General features: G+C 45.1%; 16 protein-coding genes. 9 read left to right on the plus strand and 7 right to left on the minus strand.

Annotated features, from left to right (window positions below; genetic code table 11):
• The first annotated feature begins 127 nt into the window (after positions 1-127).
• The 4 genes from WJM94_RS11830 to WJM94_RS11845 all read left to right on the plus strand — a co-directional run bounded on the left by WJM94_RS11830 (position 128) and on the right by WJM94_RS11845 (position 3470).
• Positions 128-862 (plus strand): amino acid ABC transporter ATP-binding protein, encoded by a 735-nt coding sequence (locus tag WJM94_RS11830; protein WP_444494413.1) that lies wholly within the window; start codon positions 128-130, stop codon positions 860-862.
• A complete protein-coding gene (locus WJM94_RS11835; protein ID WP_444494414.1) occupies positions 862-1659 on the plus strand; it encodes an amino acid ABC transporter permease in 798 nt (265 codons plus the stop codon). Before WJM94_RS11830 ends, WJM94_RS11835 begins: the two co-directional genes overlap by 1 nt.
• A 9-nt stretch (positions 1660-1668) precedes the next feature.
• On the plus strand, positions 1669-2487 hold the full coding sequence (locus WJM94_RS11840; protein ID WP_444494415.1) for a transporter substrate-binding domain-containing protein: 819 nt from the start codon (positions 1669-1671) through the stop codon (positions 2485-2487).
• Between the two features lie 62 nt (positions 2488-2549).
• Complete coding sequence (locus WJM94_RS11845) at positions 2550-3470, plus strand: amino acid ABC transporter permease (protein WP_444494416.1); 921 nt, start codon at positions 2550-2552, stop codon at positions 3468-3470.
• A gap of 76 nt (positions 3471-3546) precedes the next feature.
• On the opposite strand, the gene WJM94_RS11850 is transcribed toward WJM94_RS11845, so the two are convergent.
• The gene (locus WJM94_RS11850; protein WP_444494417.1) at positions 3547-4071 is read right to left on the minus strand and encodes an RNA-binding S4 domain-containing protein; all 525 of its coding nucleotides are present in this window, start codon (positions 4069-4071) and stop codon (positions 3547-3549) included.
• 198 nt (positions 4072-4269) lie between these two features.
• Between WJM94_RS11850 and WJM94_RS11855 the strand changes: the two genes are divergently transcribed.
• Positions 4270-5223, plus strand: a complete 954-nt coding sequence (locus tag WJM94_RS11855) for an endonuclease/exonuclease/phosphatase family protein (RefSeq protein WP_444494418.1) — start codon at positions 4270-4272, stop codon at positions 5221-5223.
• A gap of 47 nt (positions 5224-5270) precedes the next feature.
• Here the strand turns inward: WJM94_RS11855 and cra are convergent, their stop codons facing one another.
• Complete coding sequence (gene cra / locus WJM94_RS11860) at positions 5271-6251, minus strand: catabolite repressor/activator (RefSeq protein WP_444494419.1); 981 nt, start codon at positions 6249-6251, stop codon at positions 5271-5273.
• Between the two features lie 388 nt (positions 6252-6639).
• Between cra and fruB the strand changes: the two genes are divergently transcribed.
• From fruB to fruA, 3 genes are read left to right on the plus strand one after another with little or no spacing between them, the layout of a single operon-like run.
• The gene (gene fruB / locus WJM94_RS11865) at positions 6640-7773 is read left to right on the plus strand and encodes a fused PTS fructose transporter subunit IIA/HPr protein (protein WP_444494420.1); all 1134 of its coding nucleotides are present in this window, start codon (positions 6640-6642) and stop codon (positions 7771-7773) included.
• Between the two features lie 9 nt (positions 7774-7782).
• Positions 7783-8757 carry a 1-phosphofructokinase gene (gene pfkB / locus WJM94_RS11870; RefSeq protein WP_444494421.1) on the plus strand — a complete coding sequence of 325 codons (975 nt, stop codon included), beginning with the start codon at positions 7783-7785 and terminating at the stop codon, positions 8755-8757.
• A 19-nt stretch (positions 8758-8776) separates the two neighbouring features.
• Entirely contained in the window at positions 8777-10513 is a 1737-nt protein-coding gene (fruA, locus tag WJM94_RS11875) for a PTS fructose transporter subunit IIBC (protein ID WP_444494422.1), read from the plus strand.
• 83 nt (positions 10514-10596) lie between these two features.
• Here the strand turns inward: fruA and WJM94_RS11880 are convergent, their stop codons facing one another.
• The 4 genes from WJM94_RS11880 to WJM94_RS11895 form a co-directional block, all read right to left on the minus strand.
• The gene (locus tag WJM94_RS11880) at positions 10597-11307 is read right to left on the minus strand and encodes a hypothetical protein (RefSeq protein ID WP_444494423.1); all 711 of its coding nucleotides are present in this window, start codon (positions 11305-11307) and stop codon (positions 10597-10599) included.
• Between the two features lie 226 nt (positions 11308-11533).
• Entirely contained in the window at positions 11534-14593 is a 3060-nt protein-coding gene (locus WJM94_RS11885; protein WP_444494424.1) for an efflux RND transporter permease subunit, read from the minus strand.
• The gene (locus WJM94_RS11890; RefSeq protein WP_444494425.1) at positions 14593-15654 is read right to left on the minus strand and encodes an efflux RND transporter periplasmic adaptor subunit; all 1062 of its coding nucleotides are present in this window, start codon (positions 15652-15654) and stop codon (positions 14593-14595) included. Before WJM94_RS11890 ends, WJM94_RS11885 begins: the two co-directional genes overlap by 1 nt.
• The gene (locus WJM94_RS11895) at positions 15654-16727 is read right to left on the minus strand and encodes an efflux RND transporter periplasmic adaptor subunit (protein ID WP_444494426.1); all 1074 of its coding nucleotides are present in this window, start codon (positions 16725-16727) and stop codon (positions 15654-15656) included. Before WJM94_RS11895 ends, WJM94_RS11890 begins: the two co-directional genes overlap by 1 nt.
• Before the next feature lie 159 nt (positions 16728-16886).
• Here WJM94_RS11895 and WJM94_RS11900 point away from each other — a divergent pair, with 159 nt between their 5' ends.
• The gene (locus WJM94_RS11900; RefSeq protein WP_444494427.1) at positions 16887-17621 is read left to right on the plus strand and encodes a TetR/AcrR family transcriptional regulator; all 735 of its coding nucleotides are present in this window, start codon (positions 16887-16889) and stop codon (positions 17619-17621) included.
• A gap of 62 nt (positions 17622-17683) precedes the next feature.
• Here WJM94_RS11900 and gcvT read toward each other — a convergent pair whose 3' ends face one another.
• A complete protein-coding gene (gene gcvT / locus WJM94_RS11905; RefSeq protein ID WP_444494428.1) occupies positions 17684-18802 on the minus strand; it encodes a glycine cleavage system aminomethyltransferase GcvT in 1119 nt (372 codons plus the stop codon).
• Positions 18803-18853 lie beyond the last annotated feature (51 nt).

Genomic DNA, 18853 nt, shown 5'->3' on the forward strand with positions numbered 1-18853 from the left:
AAAGTCAGTTGATCAGGGAGACTTCTTTTATGTCCCATTCATTATCTAATTATGTGCCCCCACTAACTAAAATCAGGCTCACAACTTGCTATTTTAAAATAACGGTTATCCTAAAAAGCGAGAACTTTTGAAAGACAACACTCCAGTCGTTGAATTTAGCAACGTAAACAAGTGGTATGGAGATTATCACGCGCTAAAAGATATCAACTTATCGATTCACTCTGGTGAAATCGTTGTGGTATGTGGCCCATCAGGTTCAGGTAAATCAACGCTGATCCGCTGCATCAACGCTTTGGAGTCGATACAAGAGGGACAACTTTATATCTTTGGCCAACCTTCGAATAGAAAAGTAATCAAACCCGGAAAAATTGGCATGGTGTTCCAACACTTCAACCTTTTCCCCCATCTGACCGTGCTCGACAACCTCACCCTTGCGCCAATGCGAACACTAAAATTATCCAAGCAAGACGCCGAGAAAAAAGCACGTCACTACCTCAAACGCGTGGACATTGAAGAACAAGCAAACAAATACCCTATTCAGATTTCCGGCGGGCAACAGCAGCGCGTTGCGATAGCACGTTCCTTATGCATGGAACCAGACCTGCTATTATTTGATGAGCCGACCTCTGCGCTTGACCCAGAGATGATCAATGAAGTGCTTGATGTCATGGTTGAGCTTGCTCAAACCGGTATGACAATGATTTGCGTAACCCACGAAATGGGCTTCGCGAAAAAAGTAGCACACCGTGTCGTGTTTATGGATGAAGGTCAAATCGTGGAAATCAATTCCCCTGCGGCCTTATTCGATACACCTCAGCACCCCAGAACACGCGCGTTTTTAAACCAGATTTTAAGCTATTGATGATAAGACGAGTATTCAAACCAGCATTCCAAGCCCTGACGCAAATAGTGGTCCTGTTTGTAGCCATTGCCTGGCTACTTGACTCCGGCGCACAAGCCATGGGTTATCAGTGGCAATGGGAACGTGTGCCTGATTACATCGCGTTTTATGAAGATGGCGAATGGTGGTCTGCAGAACTGATAAGCGGTTTGCTAGTAACAGTCAAGATATCCGCCATCAGTTTAGTTTTCACTTTAGTATTCGGTTTGGTCACCGCACTACTTAGACTAAGCGATTCAAAAATCGGTCAAGCCATTGGCAGCGCATACGTTGAGTTGATCCGTAACACACCACTGTTGGTGCAAATTTACTTACTTTACTTCGTATTTGGTCCTGTCATCGGACTCGACAGATTCTCCACCGCCGTATTGGCGCTATCACTTTTTCAGGGTGCCTATACCGCAGAAATATTTCGTGCGGGTTTAAACAGTATCCCTAAAGGGCAATTTGAAGCCGCCAAAACACTCGGTCTCTCACCATTCTATAGTTATAAAGACGTCATCTTGCCTCAGGTCTTACAACGTACACTGCCACCGTTAACAAACGAAGTTGTTTCGCTGATAAAAAACTCTTCGATCGTCAGCGTGATGGCCATCTTCGACCTGACAACCGAAGCGAGAAATATTGTTTCAGAAACGGCGATGCCGTTTGAAATTTGGTTTACTGTGGCAGCGATTTACCTTGCTCTCACACTCTCATTGTCCGGCTTATCTGCTTTGCTGGAACACAAATTAGGAGCCAGTTGGCGCAAATTATAAGGAGATAACATGAAGTTATTCAAAGCGACCATTACTGCAATATTAGGGCTTGCTCTCGCTGTACCTTCGTTAGCAAGTGAAGAACCAGCAACACCAAATTTAGACCAAATCAAGGAGCGAGGCACGCTACGCGTTGGTATGTCGACTTTTGTTCCTTGGGCAATGCGCAACAAGCAAGGAGAACTGATTGGCTTTGAAATTGACGTTGCAAAACGCTTGGCGGCAGATTCTGATCTGAAAGTCGAGTTTGTGCCTACTGCATGGGATGGCATTATCCCTGCACTTCTTGCTAAGAAATTTGATGTCATTATCGGTGGTATGTCTATCACGCCAGAGCGCTCAAAAAGCGTGTTATTCACCGATCCGTATTCCCATTCTGGCGTTCAGGTAGCGGCAAATAAAGAGCTAGCTTCAGGCTTTACTCAGTTGTCTGACTTTGATTCTCGCCGAGTAAATATCGCTGTTCGTCGTGGCGCGTTTACCGTTCAGGTGGCCAGAGAAACTTTCCCGAAAGCGAAGCTGCTACAGTTCGATGATGATGCTCAAGCGTTTCAGGAAGTGCTAAACGGAAATGCGCACGCGGTTATCGCCTCAAGCCCTAAGCCAGAGCATGAGACGGTTAAACACAGTGATAAGTTATTCCTGCCATTTTCTGAGCGTCTTTCAAAAGGCAATGAGGCCTTTGCTGTACGCTTAGGCGAAGAAGATAAGAAAGAGTTCTTCAACAAGTGGATTGAAGCCCGCACTCAAGATGGTTGGTTAAAAGATCGTTATGAATACTGGTTCTCGACGCTAGACTGGCAAGATCAAGTCGCTCAAGGGCAATAGCATTACGTGGCTCGCTTAAATGCGAGCCAAAGCCAATGTTAATAAAATCGGAATCAGATAGTTTGAGCGGACAAACCGGAACTCGACTCTCACCTAGCAGAGATAAGTCAAGCTCGTTACTGACACGGCTTAATCTACTCGATTTGGTGTTGATTGTTCTCTGTGCAGTATTTGTATTTTGGCTTTACTACCGCTCGACGGTTGGAGTTAATTACATTTGGCACTGGTCAGAAGCATTTGCATTGTTGTTTACGCCAAGAGCGGACGGCAGCCTCCCTTATTTTTTTCAGGGCTTAATTTCCACGCTAAGATTAAGCCTTTGGGGACTCGCCTTTGCATTGGTTTTAGGGACTCTGCTTGCATTAGCCCGCTTCTCCGAATCGGTATGGCTGAAAACACCTGCTAATGCGTTTATCCAATTGGTACGTAATGTCCCCCCATTGGTGTTCGTCTTCATTTTTTACTTTTTTATCTCAAACCAAATAATCCCACTAGTCGGACTTGAAGCATTGCTGCGAAATTACCGAGGTGAACCAAACACCATCCAGAACTTTTTGTTTGGTCCCGCTCAATTATGGGAAAACCTCGCTTCAGGCGTGCTCTGTGTTGGTTTATTGTCATCAGCTTACATTGCAGAAGTCATCCGAGCCGGATTGCAGAGTATTGCTCAAGGGCAGTGGGAAGCGGCGGATTCCTTAGGGCTCCCACGTTGGGTTAAGTATCGCTTTATTATCGCCCCGCAAGTTCTGAAAGCAATTACGCCCGCACTCGCTGGGCAGACTATTTCTCTAGTCAAAGACACCTCGATCGTCTCTCTCATTTCTATCCAGGAGATGACTTTCGTCGGAACAGAAATGGCGAATTCATCAGGTTATATTTTTGAAATTTGGTTGCTTGTAGGGTTAACCTACTTCTTAGTCTGTTTTGGACTCTCGCTCTTTTTTCGCTATGTCGAGAAAAAATCGAAGTCTTACTCTTTCTGATTTCAATGACAGAAATTAAAAGCGCCGAACATAATGTCGGCGCTTATTTTTTGATTCTTGTGCTCTGAGAGAAGTATCAGAAGAAGTCGATAGAATTACGTCCGCTTTTTGGATCGCGACTCGGCTTTGGTTTGTTTTCCGCTGCGTTCTTTTTATTGTTCTTTGACTTAGTCGCCTTATGACCTTTATCTGGGTTGCCTTTATTTGACTTGCTAGCTGGCTTTTGTTTCTTAGATGAAGGCTGAGATTTATTCTGCTGTTTTTTCGCTGCTTGTTGGTTAGGTTTCGCCTCTTTTGCTTCAGGTTCAGTCACAGGGGCATCACAGACAACAACATAGTACTCCTGGTTGAACTCAAAAAAGTCACCATCGTACATTTTACGGCGCTTACGGGTTTCCACTTCTCCGTTTACGGCAACATAACCTTCATCGATAATATGTTTTGCTTCACCACCACCGCTAACCAAGTTTGCGATTTTAAAAAGCTTATACAACTCGATCGGATGCGCATCGACCTCGATACCTATTGCTTCGATTTCAATCTCTTCGCCTTCTAGCTCTTCGTTATCTAAATGGGCTTCATGGTCGTAATCTTGGGTCATGTTCTTTACTCATTTAACTTGTTGCACGGGAGTTTAAACGGATTGCAGGTAAATAGATACCTAAGCGTAATTTTAGACGAGTCCCAGACTAAAGTTTAACGTGTTGTTTCTGTTCGCCAAGTCATCCTCGCTGAACCAAGCATCTTGAGGCTATTTAGGTATATACTGTCCAAATAATTTCTAAAACGAGAACGCATTTTGTCCAGACCGAGCCAGATAACCTTTGTTACTGCAAATCTATTTAATTTTATTGCGCCACCTGACGCTTACTATGATTTTGAAAACATCTACTCAGGTGAGCAGTGGCAAGGAAAACTAAGCTGGACTCAAAATCAACTTGAAAAACTCGAGCCTGATATTATCGGTCTACAAGAAGTATTCAGCATTGAACAAGCCAGATCTTACTTTCATGAACTGGGGTATCCTTATTTTGCAACCGTAGACAATCCACATGTGGAAGATGAGTATATTTACACACATCCTGTCGTTGCTATTGTATCTCGATATCCGATAGAGCAAGTACAACCCGTTACATTCAATAGTGATTCCCTCGCTCCATTCGGACTGAATACCGCACCAGCATTTAGCCGTAAGCCGATTTATGCGCAGGTCATTCACCCAACGCTTGGCCACATTGCCGTTTATGTCACCCATTTGAAGTCTCAACGCCCTGCAGATTCAAACAATACCGAATATGTGAGCCCTGTCATGGCTCGTTGGCTATCGACACAACAACGAGGGTGGGAAGCTGCAATGCTGAGGGATTCGATGCAGAATCAATATAAAGACAAACCCATGCCAACGGTATTAATGGGCGACATGAATCAACCCATTACACGAAATGGCGTGAACAGTGTATTAACCGAACCTTTTGGTGACAGCGTCACTGAACTACAGCTGCGAGATGGATGGGATTTACAGGTAACCCCAGCCTTGGCTGATCGTCCTGCGACTCACTACCATTTTTCACAAGGGAATGTGCTCGACTACATCCTTCTTTCACAGGAGTTTGATGCTCATTCAGAGGTCTCTGTCGCTGAAGTGGTCGACTATCAAGTGCTGGACGAGCATTTGATTAATCCATCCTATCAACGAGACAAGTATGCCAGCGACCACGCGTTTGTGGCACTGACCGTGGAAATAAAACTATAAGAATTCCATTTCCATCGGCTATCTAAACACGCTTTGTAGTAACGGTATTATTGTCGCTTCACTATCTTACGTGGGATTAACTCAACACCCGGTTTATAACGCTTTGCCGAAGCATTCAAGGCTAATTCCATTGCGCTGTCCGCAATCACTTCGAATTGCTGAGGTAGTGAGTTAATTTTGACGGGCAGAAAATCCAGCAATCGATTATCACCAAATGTCGCTAAACGCACTTTGCTCATCAAATCAGGTTTTTCTAACATCATGTCCAACACGCCTTCAAGCAAAGTGTAGGAAGTGGTGACAATAGCATCGGGAAGATTATCTTCAGCCAGCCATTTCGCGATTACCTTTTTCCCTTCTTCTCGAGAGAAGTGTTGACCATAACCGACCATGATGACTCTATCGCCTTTCTCACAAGCAGAGCGGAAGCCGAGTTCACGCTCCTTAGAAATCTGTAGATCTCTTAATGCTCCAATCAAACCGATTGAAGTTATCTCCTGTGAAAGCACCGAATCCGTCAGTTCTAATGCGGCATCAAAATCTTCACTGATCACGCAGCTAAAATGTTCATCATCCATCGGACGGTCGAGAGCAATTACCGGTGTCCCTGAGTTTTGTAATTTTAGATAGAACTCATTTGCCGATGGCATACCGCTGGCAACGAACAGCGCATCAACTCGACGACTGATCAACGCTTCCGCAACTTTTTGCTCAGTATCCGGGTCGTCATCTGAGCAACCGATCAAAATTTGATATCCCGCTTTGCGAGAATTTTGTTCGATAAGTTTTGCTAAACGTGCGTAACTGGTGTTTTCTAAGTCTGGAATGATAAGCCCAAATGAACGCGAGTTTCCTGCACGCAATGCCGAAGCAGCATGATCGGGCTGATAGTTATATTCATCTACCACTGCCATCACTCTTTTTTGCGTCTTCTCACTGATGCGGTATTTCTGCGCTTTCCCGTTAATTACATAGCTTGCAGTTGTCTTAGAAACTCCTGCCAATTTAGCTATTTCATCCAGTGTCATATTCTTCACCTTATTCTGTGCGCGCGATCATATTAATACATCAATGATCCTACGATAAGTTGAATTATATGCTGAACCGATTCAGTATAAAAGCTGAAAGGATTCAGCAAAAACTTAAAAATTGACCTAAATCACCAAAAAGCGGAAGTTGTCAGAGACTTAGTCTAGGATTAAAAAAACGATAGCTACCGTTTGATGAGAATATATTTTGCTGAGTAGCTTAAAAAATTTATCACAGTGCTGAATCGTTTCAGCACTGTATGTGAAAACAAAGAACCGCAAGAAAAATTTTAGACGTTGAGCGCTGGCACAGTTGTCTATAAAGGCGACGCTTAGCAGCACAACTGAAACGTATTTTAAATTGATATCTTAAGGCTGGAGAAGCACCATGCTTAAGCTAAGTAAAAACGACATTACCCTATCACAATCTGCGACAGATAAGTTTCAAGCAATTAAAAGCATTGCACAAAGCCTGACTGAAAAAGGTTTGGTTGAAGCTGGTTATGTAGAAGGCATGCTTAACCGCGAAAACCAAAACTCAACCTTTTTAGGCAACGGCATTGCAATTCCCCACGGAACAACCGATACGCGCTCGATGGTAAAAACCACAGGTGTTGCTGTTCATCATTTCCCTGAAGGCGTTGACTGGGGAGATGACAACAAAGTATTCGTTGCTATTGGCATTGCAGCCAAGTCTGACGAACACCTTGGTATTCTAAAACAACTGACCAAAGTTCTTGGTGCTGACGGTGTTGAAGAACGTCTGCGTGATGCTAAAAGCGAAGATGACATTATCGCCCTACTTCACGGAGATGTTCAGCTAGAAGCTGATTTTGACGCATCACTTATCCAACTGAAATTTCCTGCCAGCGACATGATTCAAATGAGTGCAGTTGCGGGGGGCCTACTTACTAACACTGGATGTGCAGACAAAGCATTTGTTGCAGACCTAGTGACTAAAGCACCAACCTCTCTTGGTAATGGCTTATGGCTGGTAGGCAGTAACAAACAAGTATCTCGCACTGGTGTTTCATTTGTTTCAACTGCAAATGATTGTGAATACGAAGGTCAGCCAGTACGCGCGCTCATCGCCTTTGCTGCATGTAACAACGCACACCAGTCTATCTTGAACACAATCTCAAACATTGTGTTTAACAAACAGCACAGCAAATTGTTGGATGCATCTGCGGAACAAATTCTTGCCCTGTTTAAAGGTGAAGAGATGGCACCTGCCGCATCTGAAGATGGCAACATCGCAGTATTCAAAATCAAAAACTCGCACGGTCTGCACGCTCGTCCGGGCGCAATGCTGGTCGCAGAAGCTAAGAAGTTTGAGTCCACGATTCGCGTAGCAAACCTAGATGGCGACGGTAAAGTTGTAAACGCGAAAAGCTTAATGAAAGTGATTGCTCTGGGTGTTAAACACGGCCACCAACTTCAGTTCTCTGCTGAAGGTCCGGATGCTGTTCAGGCGCTTGAGTCCATTGGTAACGCGATCGCTTCTGGCCTTGGCGAAGGTTAAGGAACGAATATGACTAGCACAAAAACAAGCAAAGTCGTCACGATTACGCTGAATCCTGCGCTGGATCTTACCGGCTCGGTTGAGGCGTTAAAAGTCGGTTCAGTAAGCCTGGTTAAACAAAGCAGTCTGCATGCCGCTGGGAAAGGTGTGAACGTAGCGAAAGTTCTTAGTGATTTGGGCGCAGACGTTACGGTTACTGGATTCTTAGGTAAAGATAACCCTGAGCTCTTCCATCAGCTATTTAAAGAAATTGATGTAAAAGACGAATTTGTTGAAGTTGAAGGCTCTACTCGAATCAACGTAAAACTTGTTGAATCAAACGGTGAAGTCAGCGACATCAACTTCCCGGGTGTTCAGGTCACCGCGTCAGATATTGCCCGTTTTGAAGATACACTTTTCCGTCTGGCAGAAACACACGAATATTTTGTTCTTGCCGGCAGCCTTCCTGGTGGTGTGACACCAGAGCTATGCGCTGCATGGATTGAAAAACTGCACCAACTTGGCAAAAAGGTTCTGTTTGATAGCAGTAAAGCAGCACTAAGCGCAGGTATTGAAGCACACCCTTGGCTTATCAAGCCCAACGATGAAGAGCTAAGTGATTTTGTTGGCGAACATTTGGAGACACCAGAACAGTGTCAAAAAGCAGCGCAAACACTTAGCGACAAAGGCATCGAAAACATCGTGGTATCCATGGGTGCTGACGGTGTGATGTGGCTAAACCAGGGTGAATGGTTGCGAGCTCAACCACCACGAATGAATGTTGTCAGTACCGTAGGTGCCGGAGACACATTGGTTGCTGGTTTGTGCTGGGGTCACATGCAAGTGATGCCAAAAAACGATTTATTACGCTTCGCCACCGCACTATCTGCACTCGCAGTCAGCCAGGTCGGCGTAGGACTTACCAGTCAGGAAGAACTGGAGAACATTAAGCTACAAACTCAGGTTAACGAGCTTAATACCAATACAAACTTAGACAATAACTAGGGAACAGAAGGTTATCAGTATGAATATTGCCATTATTACAGCCTGTCCAAGCGGTGTAGCAAATAGCATCCTGGCAGCAGGACTATTAGAACAAGCGGCCGCTAAACTTGGTTGGAATGCAAAAATTGAATGCCAATCAAGCATAATTGAACCTACATTGCTAACAGACGCTGACATCGAACAGGCTGAAGCTATCGTCATTGCGGCGAATACTCCAGTAGATACCTCTCGTTTCGTTGGTAAAAAGGTCTATCAAGCAGACATTAGCGCTGTTGCAAAAGACGCCACAGCATTTCTTCAAACTGCTGTAGAGAGTGCTGCCACTCTTGATGAAGCAACAGCAGTTTCAGCCCCTGCAGAAAGTACTGCTTCTTCTGCTGTTAAAAAAATTGTAGCAATCACAGCCTGCCCTACAGGTGTTGCACATACGTTTATGGCAGCAGAAGCGCTTGATGAAGAAGGCAAGCGTCGTGGTCACCAAATCAAAGTTGAAACTCGTGGCTCTGTGGGTGCAAAGAACCAGTTGACCGAGCAAGAAATAGCAGAAGCGGATTTAGTTATCATTGCTGCTGATATCGAAGTACCACTTGATCGTTTCAACGGTAAGAAAATGTACCGTACCAAGACTGGTCCTGCGCTTAAGAAAACAGCGGAAGAGATGGATAAAGCGTTTGAGCAAGCTACCGTGTATCAACACTCTGGCTCTTCTTCTGCCTCTGCGACCGAAGAGAAGAAAGGCGTGTACAAACACCTAATGACAGGCGTATCGCACATGCTTCCGGTAGTGGTTGCTGGTGGTTTGATCATCGCCCTATCTTTCGTATTTGGTATCGAAGCGTTTAAAGAGGAAGGCACTTTAGCTGCAGCTCTGATGAGTATCGGTGGTGGCTCTGCATTTGCTCTGATGATTCCTGTTCTAGCTGGTTTCATTGCATTCTCTATTGCTGACCGTCCGGGACTGGCTCCAGGTTTGGTTGGCGGTATGCTGGCTAGCTCTATCGGTTCAGGCTTCCTGGGTGGTATCGCGGCTGGTTTCATTGCGGGTTACTCGGCGAAATTCCTCGCTGATAAAGTTAAACTTCCTCAGTCAATGGAAGCACTTAAACCAATTCTGATCATTCCATTCGTCGCAACCCTGTTTACTGGCTTGGTAATGATTTACATCGTTGGTGGTCCAGTTGCAGGCATTATGAACGGCTTGACTGAGTTCCTGAACAACATGGGTTCAGATCGTGCGGTACTACTAGGTATTATCCTGGGCGCGATGATGTGCTTCGACTTGGGTGGCCCTGTAAACAAAGCGGCTTACGCGTTCGGTGTTGGTCTGTTGGCTTCTCAAACTTACGCGCCAATGGCTGCAATCATGGCGGCAGGTATGGTTCCTGCACTAGGTATGGGTCTGGCAACGTTCATTGCTAAGAACAAATTTGAAGAGAACGAGCGTGAAGCTGGTAAAGCATCATTTGTACTGGGTCTTTGCTTCATCTCTGAGGGTGCTATCCCATTCGCAGCAAAAGACCCAATGCGTGTTATCCCAGCCTGTATGGCAGGTGGCGCGTTAACAGGTGCGCTTTCAATGCTGTTCGGTGCAAAACTGATGGCACCACACGGTGGTCTGTTCGTGCTACTTATCCCTAACGCAATCACTCCTGTATTGATGTACTTGGTAGCGATTGCTGCAGGTACAGCGGTAACAGGTTTCTCGTACGCTTTCCTAAAAAGCAAAGCAGAAGCAAAACAAGAAGTGACTGCTTAATCTGATTTAAACAATTTAAAAACGCCACCCTCCACTTTGGCATCCAACGCCTCCCTCAGATTCCGGTAGAGGGAGGCGTTTTTTTATTGAGCGTTTGGTTCAGCTTCGATTTCCACATTTCCGCTATTCATATCTACTCTAGCGCGATAAATGCGGTCTGAGTCACCAGAATGTTTGAACGTAAAGTAGTACACATTCGCTGGTGTCCAAAGCACTCTCTCCTGCGCAGGCTGGATGTCATAACCATCTTCCTGATACAGATCCGACGCCATTACGTTGGCAATCGCCGCTTGCATATTCGCATCACGATTCACTGACGGTTCGAGTGATGGGTTGCTTGGATAAGCTACACCGTTAAAACTCATTAGTCGGTATGAGCCATTACTCCACACCATAAAATCCTGCCAACCATGACTGTAACTGTCCGCTAATACGACAGGCGTTTTTACAACGGTCATACTGTTAATTACTTTTCCGTTGTTATCGAAAAGGAATCCCGTACAACCACCACTTCCGCAGAAAAAACGACCTTGCATAAGAACGATATGCTCGGCACTTCCATCACTGTTTAGATCGGCGCTTCCCATTAAATATTGAATGTTGTCTTTCTCCAAAGAGAGGCCTGCTGGCGCTAAAACTTGTTTATCAATCCATGAAGAAATCATCTCGGGCGTCGCCTGGTTCACTTCCGCTTCACTCATTTGTGCTTCAGTCGAAGTACTATCCACAAATGAACAGCCAACCAGTGATAGTGACCCAAGAAGGTAAATCCCTTTTAATACGCGATTGTTCATACTTTCTCGCTTTGTTATGTGTGAAGTTGACTATTATACCGAAATAACCTGAGCTAGAAATCAACAAAGATGATCAGCACCACTCACTTCGATCTAACGTCGTTAACATCAACACCATAGCCTAGATAACTTATCGATGCTTACTCACTGTTTCTTAAAACTAAAAAAGCCCTGAGGAAATCCCTCAGGGCTAGGCAGGAAACTGACTTTAAAAAGTCAGGAGTCCTTATGCAGTGGTCGGTTTAATCCTATACAGAATCGCAAACATTACTGGCACAACTATGAGTGTCAATACTGTTGCAAAACCAAGTCCTGCCATAATCGTAATCGCCATTGAGCCAAAGAAGGCATCAAATACGAGCGGAATCATACCCAGAATTGTTGTCAACGCCGCCATACTTACCGGGCGCACACGGCTGATCGCACTATCTACGATGGCGACATATGGATCCTTGCCTGAATCCAATTCAAGGTTAATTTGATCGAGTAACACAATACCGTTTTTCAAAATCATCCCGCTCAAACTCAATAAGCCTAAGAAAGCGGTGAAGCTAAATGGCATATTTGTCGCCAATAAACCAAATGACACGCCAATGATAGCCAATGGCACAGTGAACCAAATAACCAGCGGCTTTTTAATCGAGTTAAACAACAAGATGGTAATGATGAACATCAGCAAGTAACCCATCGGCAGTGAACCGAACAGACCTTCTTGCGCATCTTTCGATGATTCGTATTCGCCACCCCATGTAATTTCGTAGCCATCAGGTAGGTGTAATGCCATCACCTTTGGTTGAACACGAGCAAATAGGCTTGCTGCAGTGTCCTCACTCAGTACATCGTGATCAGCCAGCACCGTCAGCGTTCGTTTTCGGTCACGACGCTGAATAAGCGGCTCGTTCCAATCTAACTTCACACCATCTATCACCTGATCCACAGGGATGTAGGTTTGAAGTGACGGGCTCCAGATCGTCACGTTTTGTAGCGATTCGAAATCCACACGTTCCGATTCAGGAAGACGCGTCATGATTGGCAGCGTATGCGTACCATCACGTAAATAACCTAGCGTGCTACCGCCAAATGACATCTGCAATGTACTAGAGAGATCTTCTTTTGAAATCCCCAGACGACGAGCCTTAGATTCGTTAAATACTGGAACCAACTCTTTAGTGCGTTCGCGCCAATCGTGACGAATGTTTCTCGCGCCAGGATCAGTATGCAGAATATCTTCCACTTTCACCGCCAAGTCGCGTAGCACTTGAGGATCAGGGCCGGTAATTCGAGCTTCAATCTTCGATGCTGGTGACGGGCCAAACTCCATCAGCTTAAATTGGAATGTCGGTTCGTTGAATTCCTTCGCTAAGTGTTCATCCAACTTATGGAGAAGCTTAAACATATTTTCACGGTCGGTCGTCCTAACTTGGAACTGAGCATAGGCTTCGTAGCTTTTCTCAGGTTGATAGGTCAGCACAAAACGCTGCATACCCTGACCAATCGATACCGAGACAAAATCAATATCGTCCTGCTGTCTTATATAGTTTTCAACCGACTCTGCTTCTTTGACCGTTTCACGGATATCAGTACCTTCCGGCATCCACATATCAACGTAGAACATTGGCGTATTTGATGGCGGGAAGAACTGCTGTTTTACGCTTCCAAATGCCACCACCGCACCCGCTAACATTGCAACCATGCTAACCACCGTTAACCAACGGAATCGTAGAGCAAACTTAAGAAATGCGCCAAACACAACGAACAACCAACCTTTATAAGGGTCTTCGTCGTCTGAGCCCGAATCTTTGTCCTCTTCTTTTAAAAGCAGGTCAGCAAGGAACGGGGTCAGTGTAATTGCTGTAACCCAGCTCAAGAACAGCGAAAAGCATAGAACCCAGAACAGAGAGCCCATGAATTCGCCTGTCGCATCTTGTGAAAGTCCAATTGGAGCAAAAGCGGTAATCGCGATTATTGTAGCGCCCAACAACGGCCACTGAGTCTGTTTAACAATATCAACGGCAGCTTGTAGCTTCGTGCACCCTTTCTTCAGCCCGACGAGTATCCCTTCGACCACGACAATCGCGTTATCAACCAACATACCCAGGGCAATGATTAAAGCGCCAAGAGAAATTCGGTGCAGCTCTATATTGTTGTAGTTCATCAAAATGAAGGTACCGAATACCGTCAACAATAGAACGACACCGATGATCACCCCGCTTCGTAAGCCCATCGTGAACAGAAGAACAATGATTACGATAGCAACGGCTTCACCCAGACTAACAACAAACGCTTTTACAGACTCATCAACTTCATTCGCCTGATTATAGAAATAGCTTAAATCGATGCCCGCAGGCTTGATTGATTCTAGGCTTTTAAGCTCAGCATCTAGACGCTCTCCGACTTCGACCACGTTTACGCCTGACGCGAATGAGATACCAATGTTGATCGCTTTTTTGCCATTATACAGAATGACGTTACTTGGCTTTTCCTGAATACCACGAGAGATGGTCGCCACGTCCTTTAAGCGGATCAGGTTACCAGTATCACGTCCGTGAATGATCAGGTTGCCGAGTGCCTCTACGGTATTAAGCGTACCGCTTGGGCGAATGATAAGGCTTTCGCCATTCACCATGACTTCACCCGCTGAAACCACATTATTTTGCTGGTTTAACAAGTTAGAAATCACGTTCATGTCCATGTTGAGTGCAGCAAGACGATCCAGTGAAATCTCGACGAACAGCATTTCTTGTTGATCGCCAGCCACATCGACTTTTCCGACACCATCGACTAACTCCAATTCACGAGTCAGGTGATCAGCATAACGCTTGAGCTCGACGTAGTTATAATCATCCCCTGTCAGCATCAGCATCACACCGTAAACGTCACCGAAGTCATCAATGATCTGAAGAGATTGCACACCCTGAGGTAAATTTGGTCGCAGATCATTTATCTTCCGGCGCATTTCGTCCCAGATTTGTGGCAACTCATCAGGACCGTAGTCCATCTTCATGCTCACCATAATCTGCGACATGCCGTCTGAAGACGTTGACGTAATATTATCGATATAAGGAAGTTTCCGGATCTCTTTTTCAAGCGGATACGTCAACTCTTCTTCCACTTCTTTAGAAGTCGCACCGGGATAAGTCGCAACAATCATTGCGTCTTTGATGGTAAACGCGGGGTCTTCCAATCGGCCGAGTTCAAGAAATGAAGTAACACCACCAACGGCAAGAATAACAATGAACAGCCAACTGATAACTTTATTTTTTATAGAATACTCAGCAATGTTCATTATTGGATCTTCTCCACAGCTTCCACTTGTTTTCCTTCACGCAATTTACGTAAATTAGAGTTAACCAAAACATCTCCTTGATTAACGCCAGATGAGATAATTGCGCCTTCACCATTAACTTGTGAAATATTCACAGGCACTTTAGTGACAACGTCACCATTGAGTTTCCAAACAGAGAATGCATTACTCCCACTCTCCGCCTGAAGAGCTGTGACGGGAATGTTGTAGCCGTCAATTGATGTGATACCCGCTTCAACCATGTCAACCATCACGCTGACGCTAGTTCCGGGCAAAATCTCTTTTTCTGGTTGTGGCATGGTCAGATACATTTCATAAGTCTGAGTTTCTGAATTGGGTTCACTCGTGTGCTCCAAGTAGTCCAACGAATACGAATTTGAATCACCAGAAAAAGTAGCTCTAGGCTTGTAGCTCATGTTCTCTGTATTTGGGTCAACTTGTGCAAGAACGTTATCTGAGAGTTCGATACGCACGTAGACCAAATCATTTTGATACAGATTAAGTACGCTTTCACCAGCGGCTACACGCTCAAAGCGTTCCTTTAAAACGTTAGAAACTTTACCCGTAAATGGTGCAAACAAACGCGTGTAGTTCAGTTGGTTGGTAGCGCTATAGAAGTTAGCTTCCGCCAGTTCTTTATTTGCTGTCAGTTCGTCAAGTTCCGCTTTTGAAATCATTTGACGTTGGTGCAGTTCTTCACCACGTTTTAACTGACGAATGGCCAAGGTATATTGAGCATCTGCATCGTTCATCGCTTGCTTTTCTTTACTGTCATCAAGCTTCGCGATCATTTGGCCTTGTTTAACCACATCACCCTCTTGCACTAGAACATGTCGAATTTCACCCGCACGTCGAAATGCGATGGGCGTCTGCTCTGCCGGGACCACAATGCCTTTAAATGCGCGGAACTGACTTTTTACCGGAGCATTAACAGATACGGTAGAAACGTAGAGGGGATGCTCGGAAACATCTTGGTTCTCACCTTGACATCCGGTAAGCACAGCAAGCGCGATAGCTGAGATCGTAAACAAAGAACGTTTCATTAAATGCCACCCTCACGCACCCAAGCCTTAACAACTTGGCCTTCTACCAAGCGCTCAACACCTGCTATAACAACGTAATCGTCGGTATCTAATCCCGCTTCCACACCGCCATTATCATCAAGTGACAAGGTCACCTTTTGAACTTGTTGAGTAGCACCGTCCATCACCCAGACCTCACCTTTACGTATGTCTTTATTCAGCCACGCAGTCTCAGGCAACGTCATCGCAGCGGACAAATTCTGTTTCGCGATATGGACTTGTCCCGTCATCCCTGTTAGCAAATTGCGATCAGACGGTCGAGTTATCGTCACAATAGCTTCATAGCTATTGGTGTCTGCATTTGGCTGAGTCGATATTTCTTTGAATTTGCCCGCTAAACGCTTACCCGGTTCGCTATCCATCGTCACCCACATGTCTGCATTTTTCAGAGAAGCAAGTGATAAAGACTCGACGTAAGTTACCGGCAATGTAAATGAGACATCCAAAGTGGTGTTATCGATAAGATTTAGGATTTCCTGCTTTGCACCAACTACTTGAAACGGTTTCACATACGTATAAGAAACCACCCCATCAAAAGGCGCATGAATTTTGGTGTAGCTCAGATCCGTTTTTGCTTGTTCGAAACTGGCTAACGCCGCTTTATATTGAGTTTCTTGCTGATCGTATTGGTCAGTGCTTATCAGTTTTTTGCTGTACAAACTCTTTGCACGTTGCCACTGAGTTTTAGCCAGTGCGTATTGCGCTTGAGATGAGTCAAGAGCTAATTGGAGATCTTTCGGGTCAAGCGTAGCTAAAACATCACCCTTTTTGACTTCATGACCCATTCTGACTAACAGCTGGTCCACTTCACCACCGACTTGAAATGAAAGCTGTGCTCGATGTGTTGCGTCGATGCGTGCAAGGAACGCATCAGAATCCGCTACAGACAAATCTTTCACCGCAAGTAGTTTTACGGGTTTGATCAGAGGCTCGGCCGGCTCCGATATGGCTTTATTACACCCAGTCAGCACACCAGAGAGACTCAATGTCACAACAGCGCCAACCAAAGTGCGTTTTAGATTTTGTTTACGCACCCGTTATCTCCATAAGCTAATTTACTACACAGATGTGCAGTATATTATCAAATTGAGATAGATCAACATATTTTCCACATGTATAGTAAATAAATTAGTCAAATAGGCCTGATTCTGGTAAAAAGTAACGCGTTGATTAATATTCGGGAAATTCGAAGTATGAATGAAAGAAAGCAAGGCCGAAGAAGTGCAGAAGCAGCAGAACACACTAAATGCGTAATCCTAAAAGTTGCAGCAGATATGTTTTGTGAGCTTGGTTACGAGCGCGTCTCGCTAAGAAATATCAGCGAAAAAGCCGGTGTTTCACATAGTTTGATCAGACATCACTTCGGAAGCAAAGAGAAGATTTGGCAAGCCGTCAGCGATGCAATGGACGAGTACATGCAAGACTACATGGCCGAATTGATCAACCAAATGCCAGAAGACACCCCATCTAACACGAAAATTTATCTATTTATAGTTCGTATGTTGGCGTTTACCTTAGTCAATCCGCACCCTGTACAGATGATTGCGGACTCTATTCGCCAGGATGACAACGCTCTGTTTGATTACTTCCTACGAACCAAGAAAGAATTTGAATCCATCTTTGCTCACATCTTTGAAGAGTACAACCTTGAGTTCCCTGACGCACCAGTGGATCATTGGGAATCAAAGTGGCAAATGATCCTGTTTGCTCATGGTGCAGTGACATTAGCACCGTTGATGCAGCAAACATGGCCTGATATTGCTGATGATCGTGAAAAGATGCTGTTAAGACACTGGGAACTGTTCAACACAATCATTGCGAGTCAATTCAGTATCAAAAAAGAAGACATGCTCCACCCTGCTAAGGTGGAAGATATCGTTATTGATATGTGTTGTGCGATTGATGAAGCTGTAGGCGAAGAACTTTAGTAGACCAGTCAAAAATAAAAAATGCCGAGCTTACTAGCTCGGCATTTTTTCATCTAATCTAATTAGCCACGGTAGTAGCGTTGAGGTACGAACGGCATTTTCTCTACCGTCATAGGTAGCATTTTGCCACGTACTTCAGCAAATAACTCCGTACCGATTTCTGCTAAATCTGCTCTTACATAACCCATTGAGACAGGCTTACCCGCATTAGGACCCGCAGTACCACTAGTTACTACGCCAATCAATGTGCCTTCAGCATCAAACAGTTCCGCACCTTCACGAACTGGCGCTTTCGTTTGACCAACTAAACCAACACGCTTACGCGCAACATCTTTAGTCTCGATCTGCTTTAGAATAACGTCAGCACCTGGGAAGCCGCCTTCGCGCTCACCACCAGTACGGCGAACTTTCTGAATACCCCATAGAAGGCTTGCTTCAACTGGCGTTGTAGTTGTATCCAAATCGTGGCCGTATAGACACAGACCACACTCCAGACGTAGTGAGTCGCGAGCACCCAGACCAATCCACTCAACTTCAACTTCTGCGGTTAGTTTACGTGCCAACTCTTCAGCATGAGTGTTAGGAACTGAGATTTCGTAACCATCTTCACCCGTATAGCCACTGCGGCTCACGATGCATTCAACGCCCAGAATTTCTAGTTTCTTCACGTCCATAAATAGCATATCTGCTGCTTCAGCATTAAAGCGCTTAAGTACTTCTGCTGCTTTTGGCCCTTGAAGAGCAAGTAACGCGCGATCTTCAATGACTTCTAACTCTACGTCAGCAGGAAGGTGAGCTTTAAGATGATTGATGTCCTGCTCTTTACATGCAGCGTTAACAACCACGAACAAGTGATCACCCATGTTAGCCACCATCAGGTCATCCATGATGCCACCTTGCTCGTTCGTGAAGAAAGCGTAGCGTTGGTTACCTTGTGGCAGGTCGATGATATCAACAGGAACCAATGTTTCCAGGAATGCCGCCGCACCCTCTCCAATCAAACGAAGTTGACCCATGTGAGAAACATCGAACAGACCTGCGGCATCGCGAGTGTGTAAGTGTTCCTTTTTTACGCCTAGTGGGTACTGAACAGGCATATCGTAACCCGCGAACGGGACCATTTTTGCGCCAACTTCAATATGAAGTGCATGCAGAGGTGTTTTCAGAAGTTCTTGAGTCATGTTCGTCTCCATTTAGATAGACCCGAGAATGCTGTCGGCATTCGCTTTCTA

Source organism: Vibrio sp. YIC-376, assembly GCF_052353105.1.
Lineage (GTDB): Bacteria > Pseudomonadota > Gammaproteobacteria > Enterobacterales > Vibrionaceae > Vibrio.

Bases quoted from the DNA above. Each gene is read 5' to 3' on its own strand.
- WJM94_RS11880 (WP_444494423.1), bottom strand. From the start codon at position 11,307: ATGAACAATCGCGTATTAAAAGGGATTTACCTTCTTGGGTCACTATCA.
- WJM94_RS11885 (WP_444494424.1), bottom strand. From the start codon at position 14,593: ATGAACATTGCTGAGTATTCTATAAAAAATAAAGTTATCAGTTGGCTG.
- gcvT (WP_444494428.1), bottom strand. From the start codon at position 18,802: ATGACTCAAGAACTTCTGAAAACACCTCTGCATGCACTTCATATTGAA.
- WJM94_RS11840 (WP_444494415.1), top strand. From the start codon at position 1,669: ATGAAGTTATTCAAAGCGACCATTACTGCAATATTAGGGCTTGCTCTC.
- WJM94_RS11890 (WP_444494425.1), bottom strand. From the start codon at position 15,654: ATGAAACGTTCTTTGTTTACGATCTCAGCTATCGCGCTTGCTGTGCTT.
- WJM94_RS11835 (WP_444494414.1), top strand. From the start codon at position 862: ATGATAAGACGAGTATTCAAACCAGCATTCCAAGCCCTGACGCAAATA.
- pfkB (WP_444494421.1), top strand. From the start codon at position 7,783: ATGACTAGCACAAAAACAAGCAAAGTCGTCACGATTACGCTGAATCCT.
- WJM94_RS11900 (WP_444494427.1), top strand. From the start codon at position 16,887: ATGAATGAAAGAAAGCAAGGCCGAAGAAGTGCAGAAGCAGCAGAACAC.
- WJM94_RS11850 (WP_444494417.1), bottom strand. From the start codon at position 4,071: ATGACCCAAGATTACGACCATGAAGCCCATTTAGATAACGAAGAGCTA.
- fruA (WP_444494422.1), top strand. From the start codon at position 8,777: ATGAATATTGCCATTATTACAGCCTGTCCAAGCGGTGTAGCAAATAGC.
- cra (WP_444494419.1), bottom strand. From the start codon at position 6,251: ATGACACTGGATGAAATAGCTAAATTGGCAGGAGTTTCTAAGACAACT.
- fruB (WP_444494420.1), top strand. From the start codon at position 6,640: ATGCTTAAGCTAAGTAAAAACGACATTACCCTATCACAATCTGCGACA.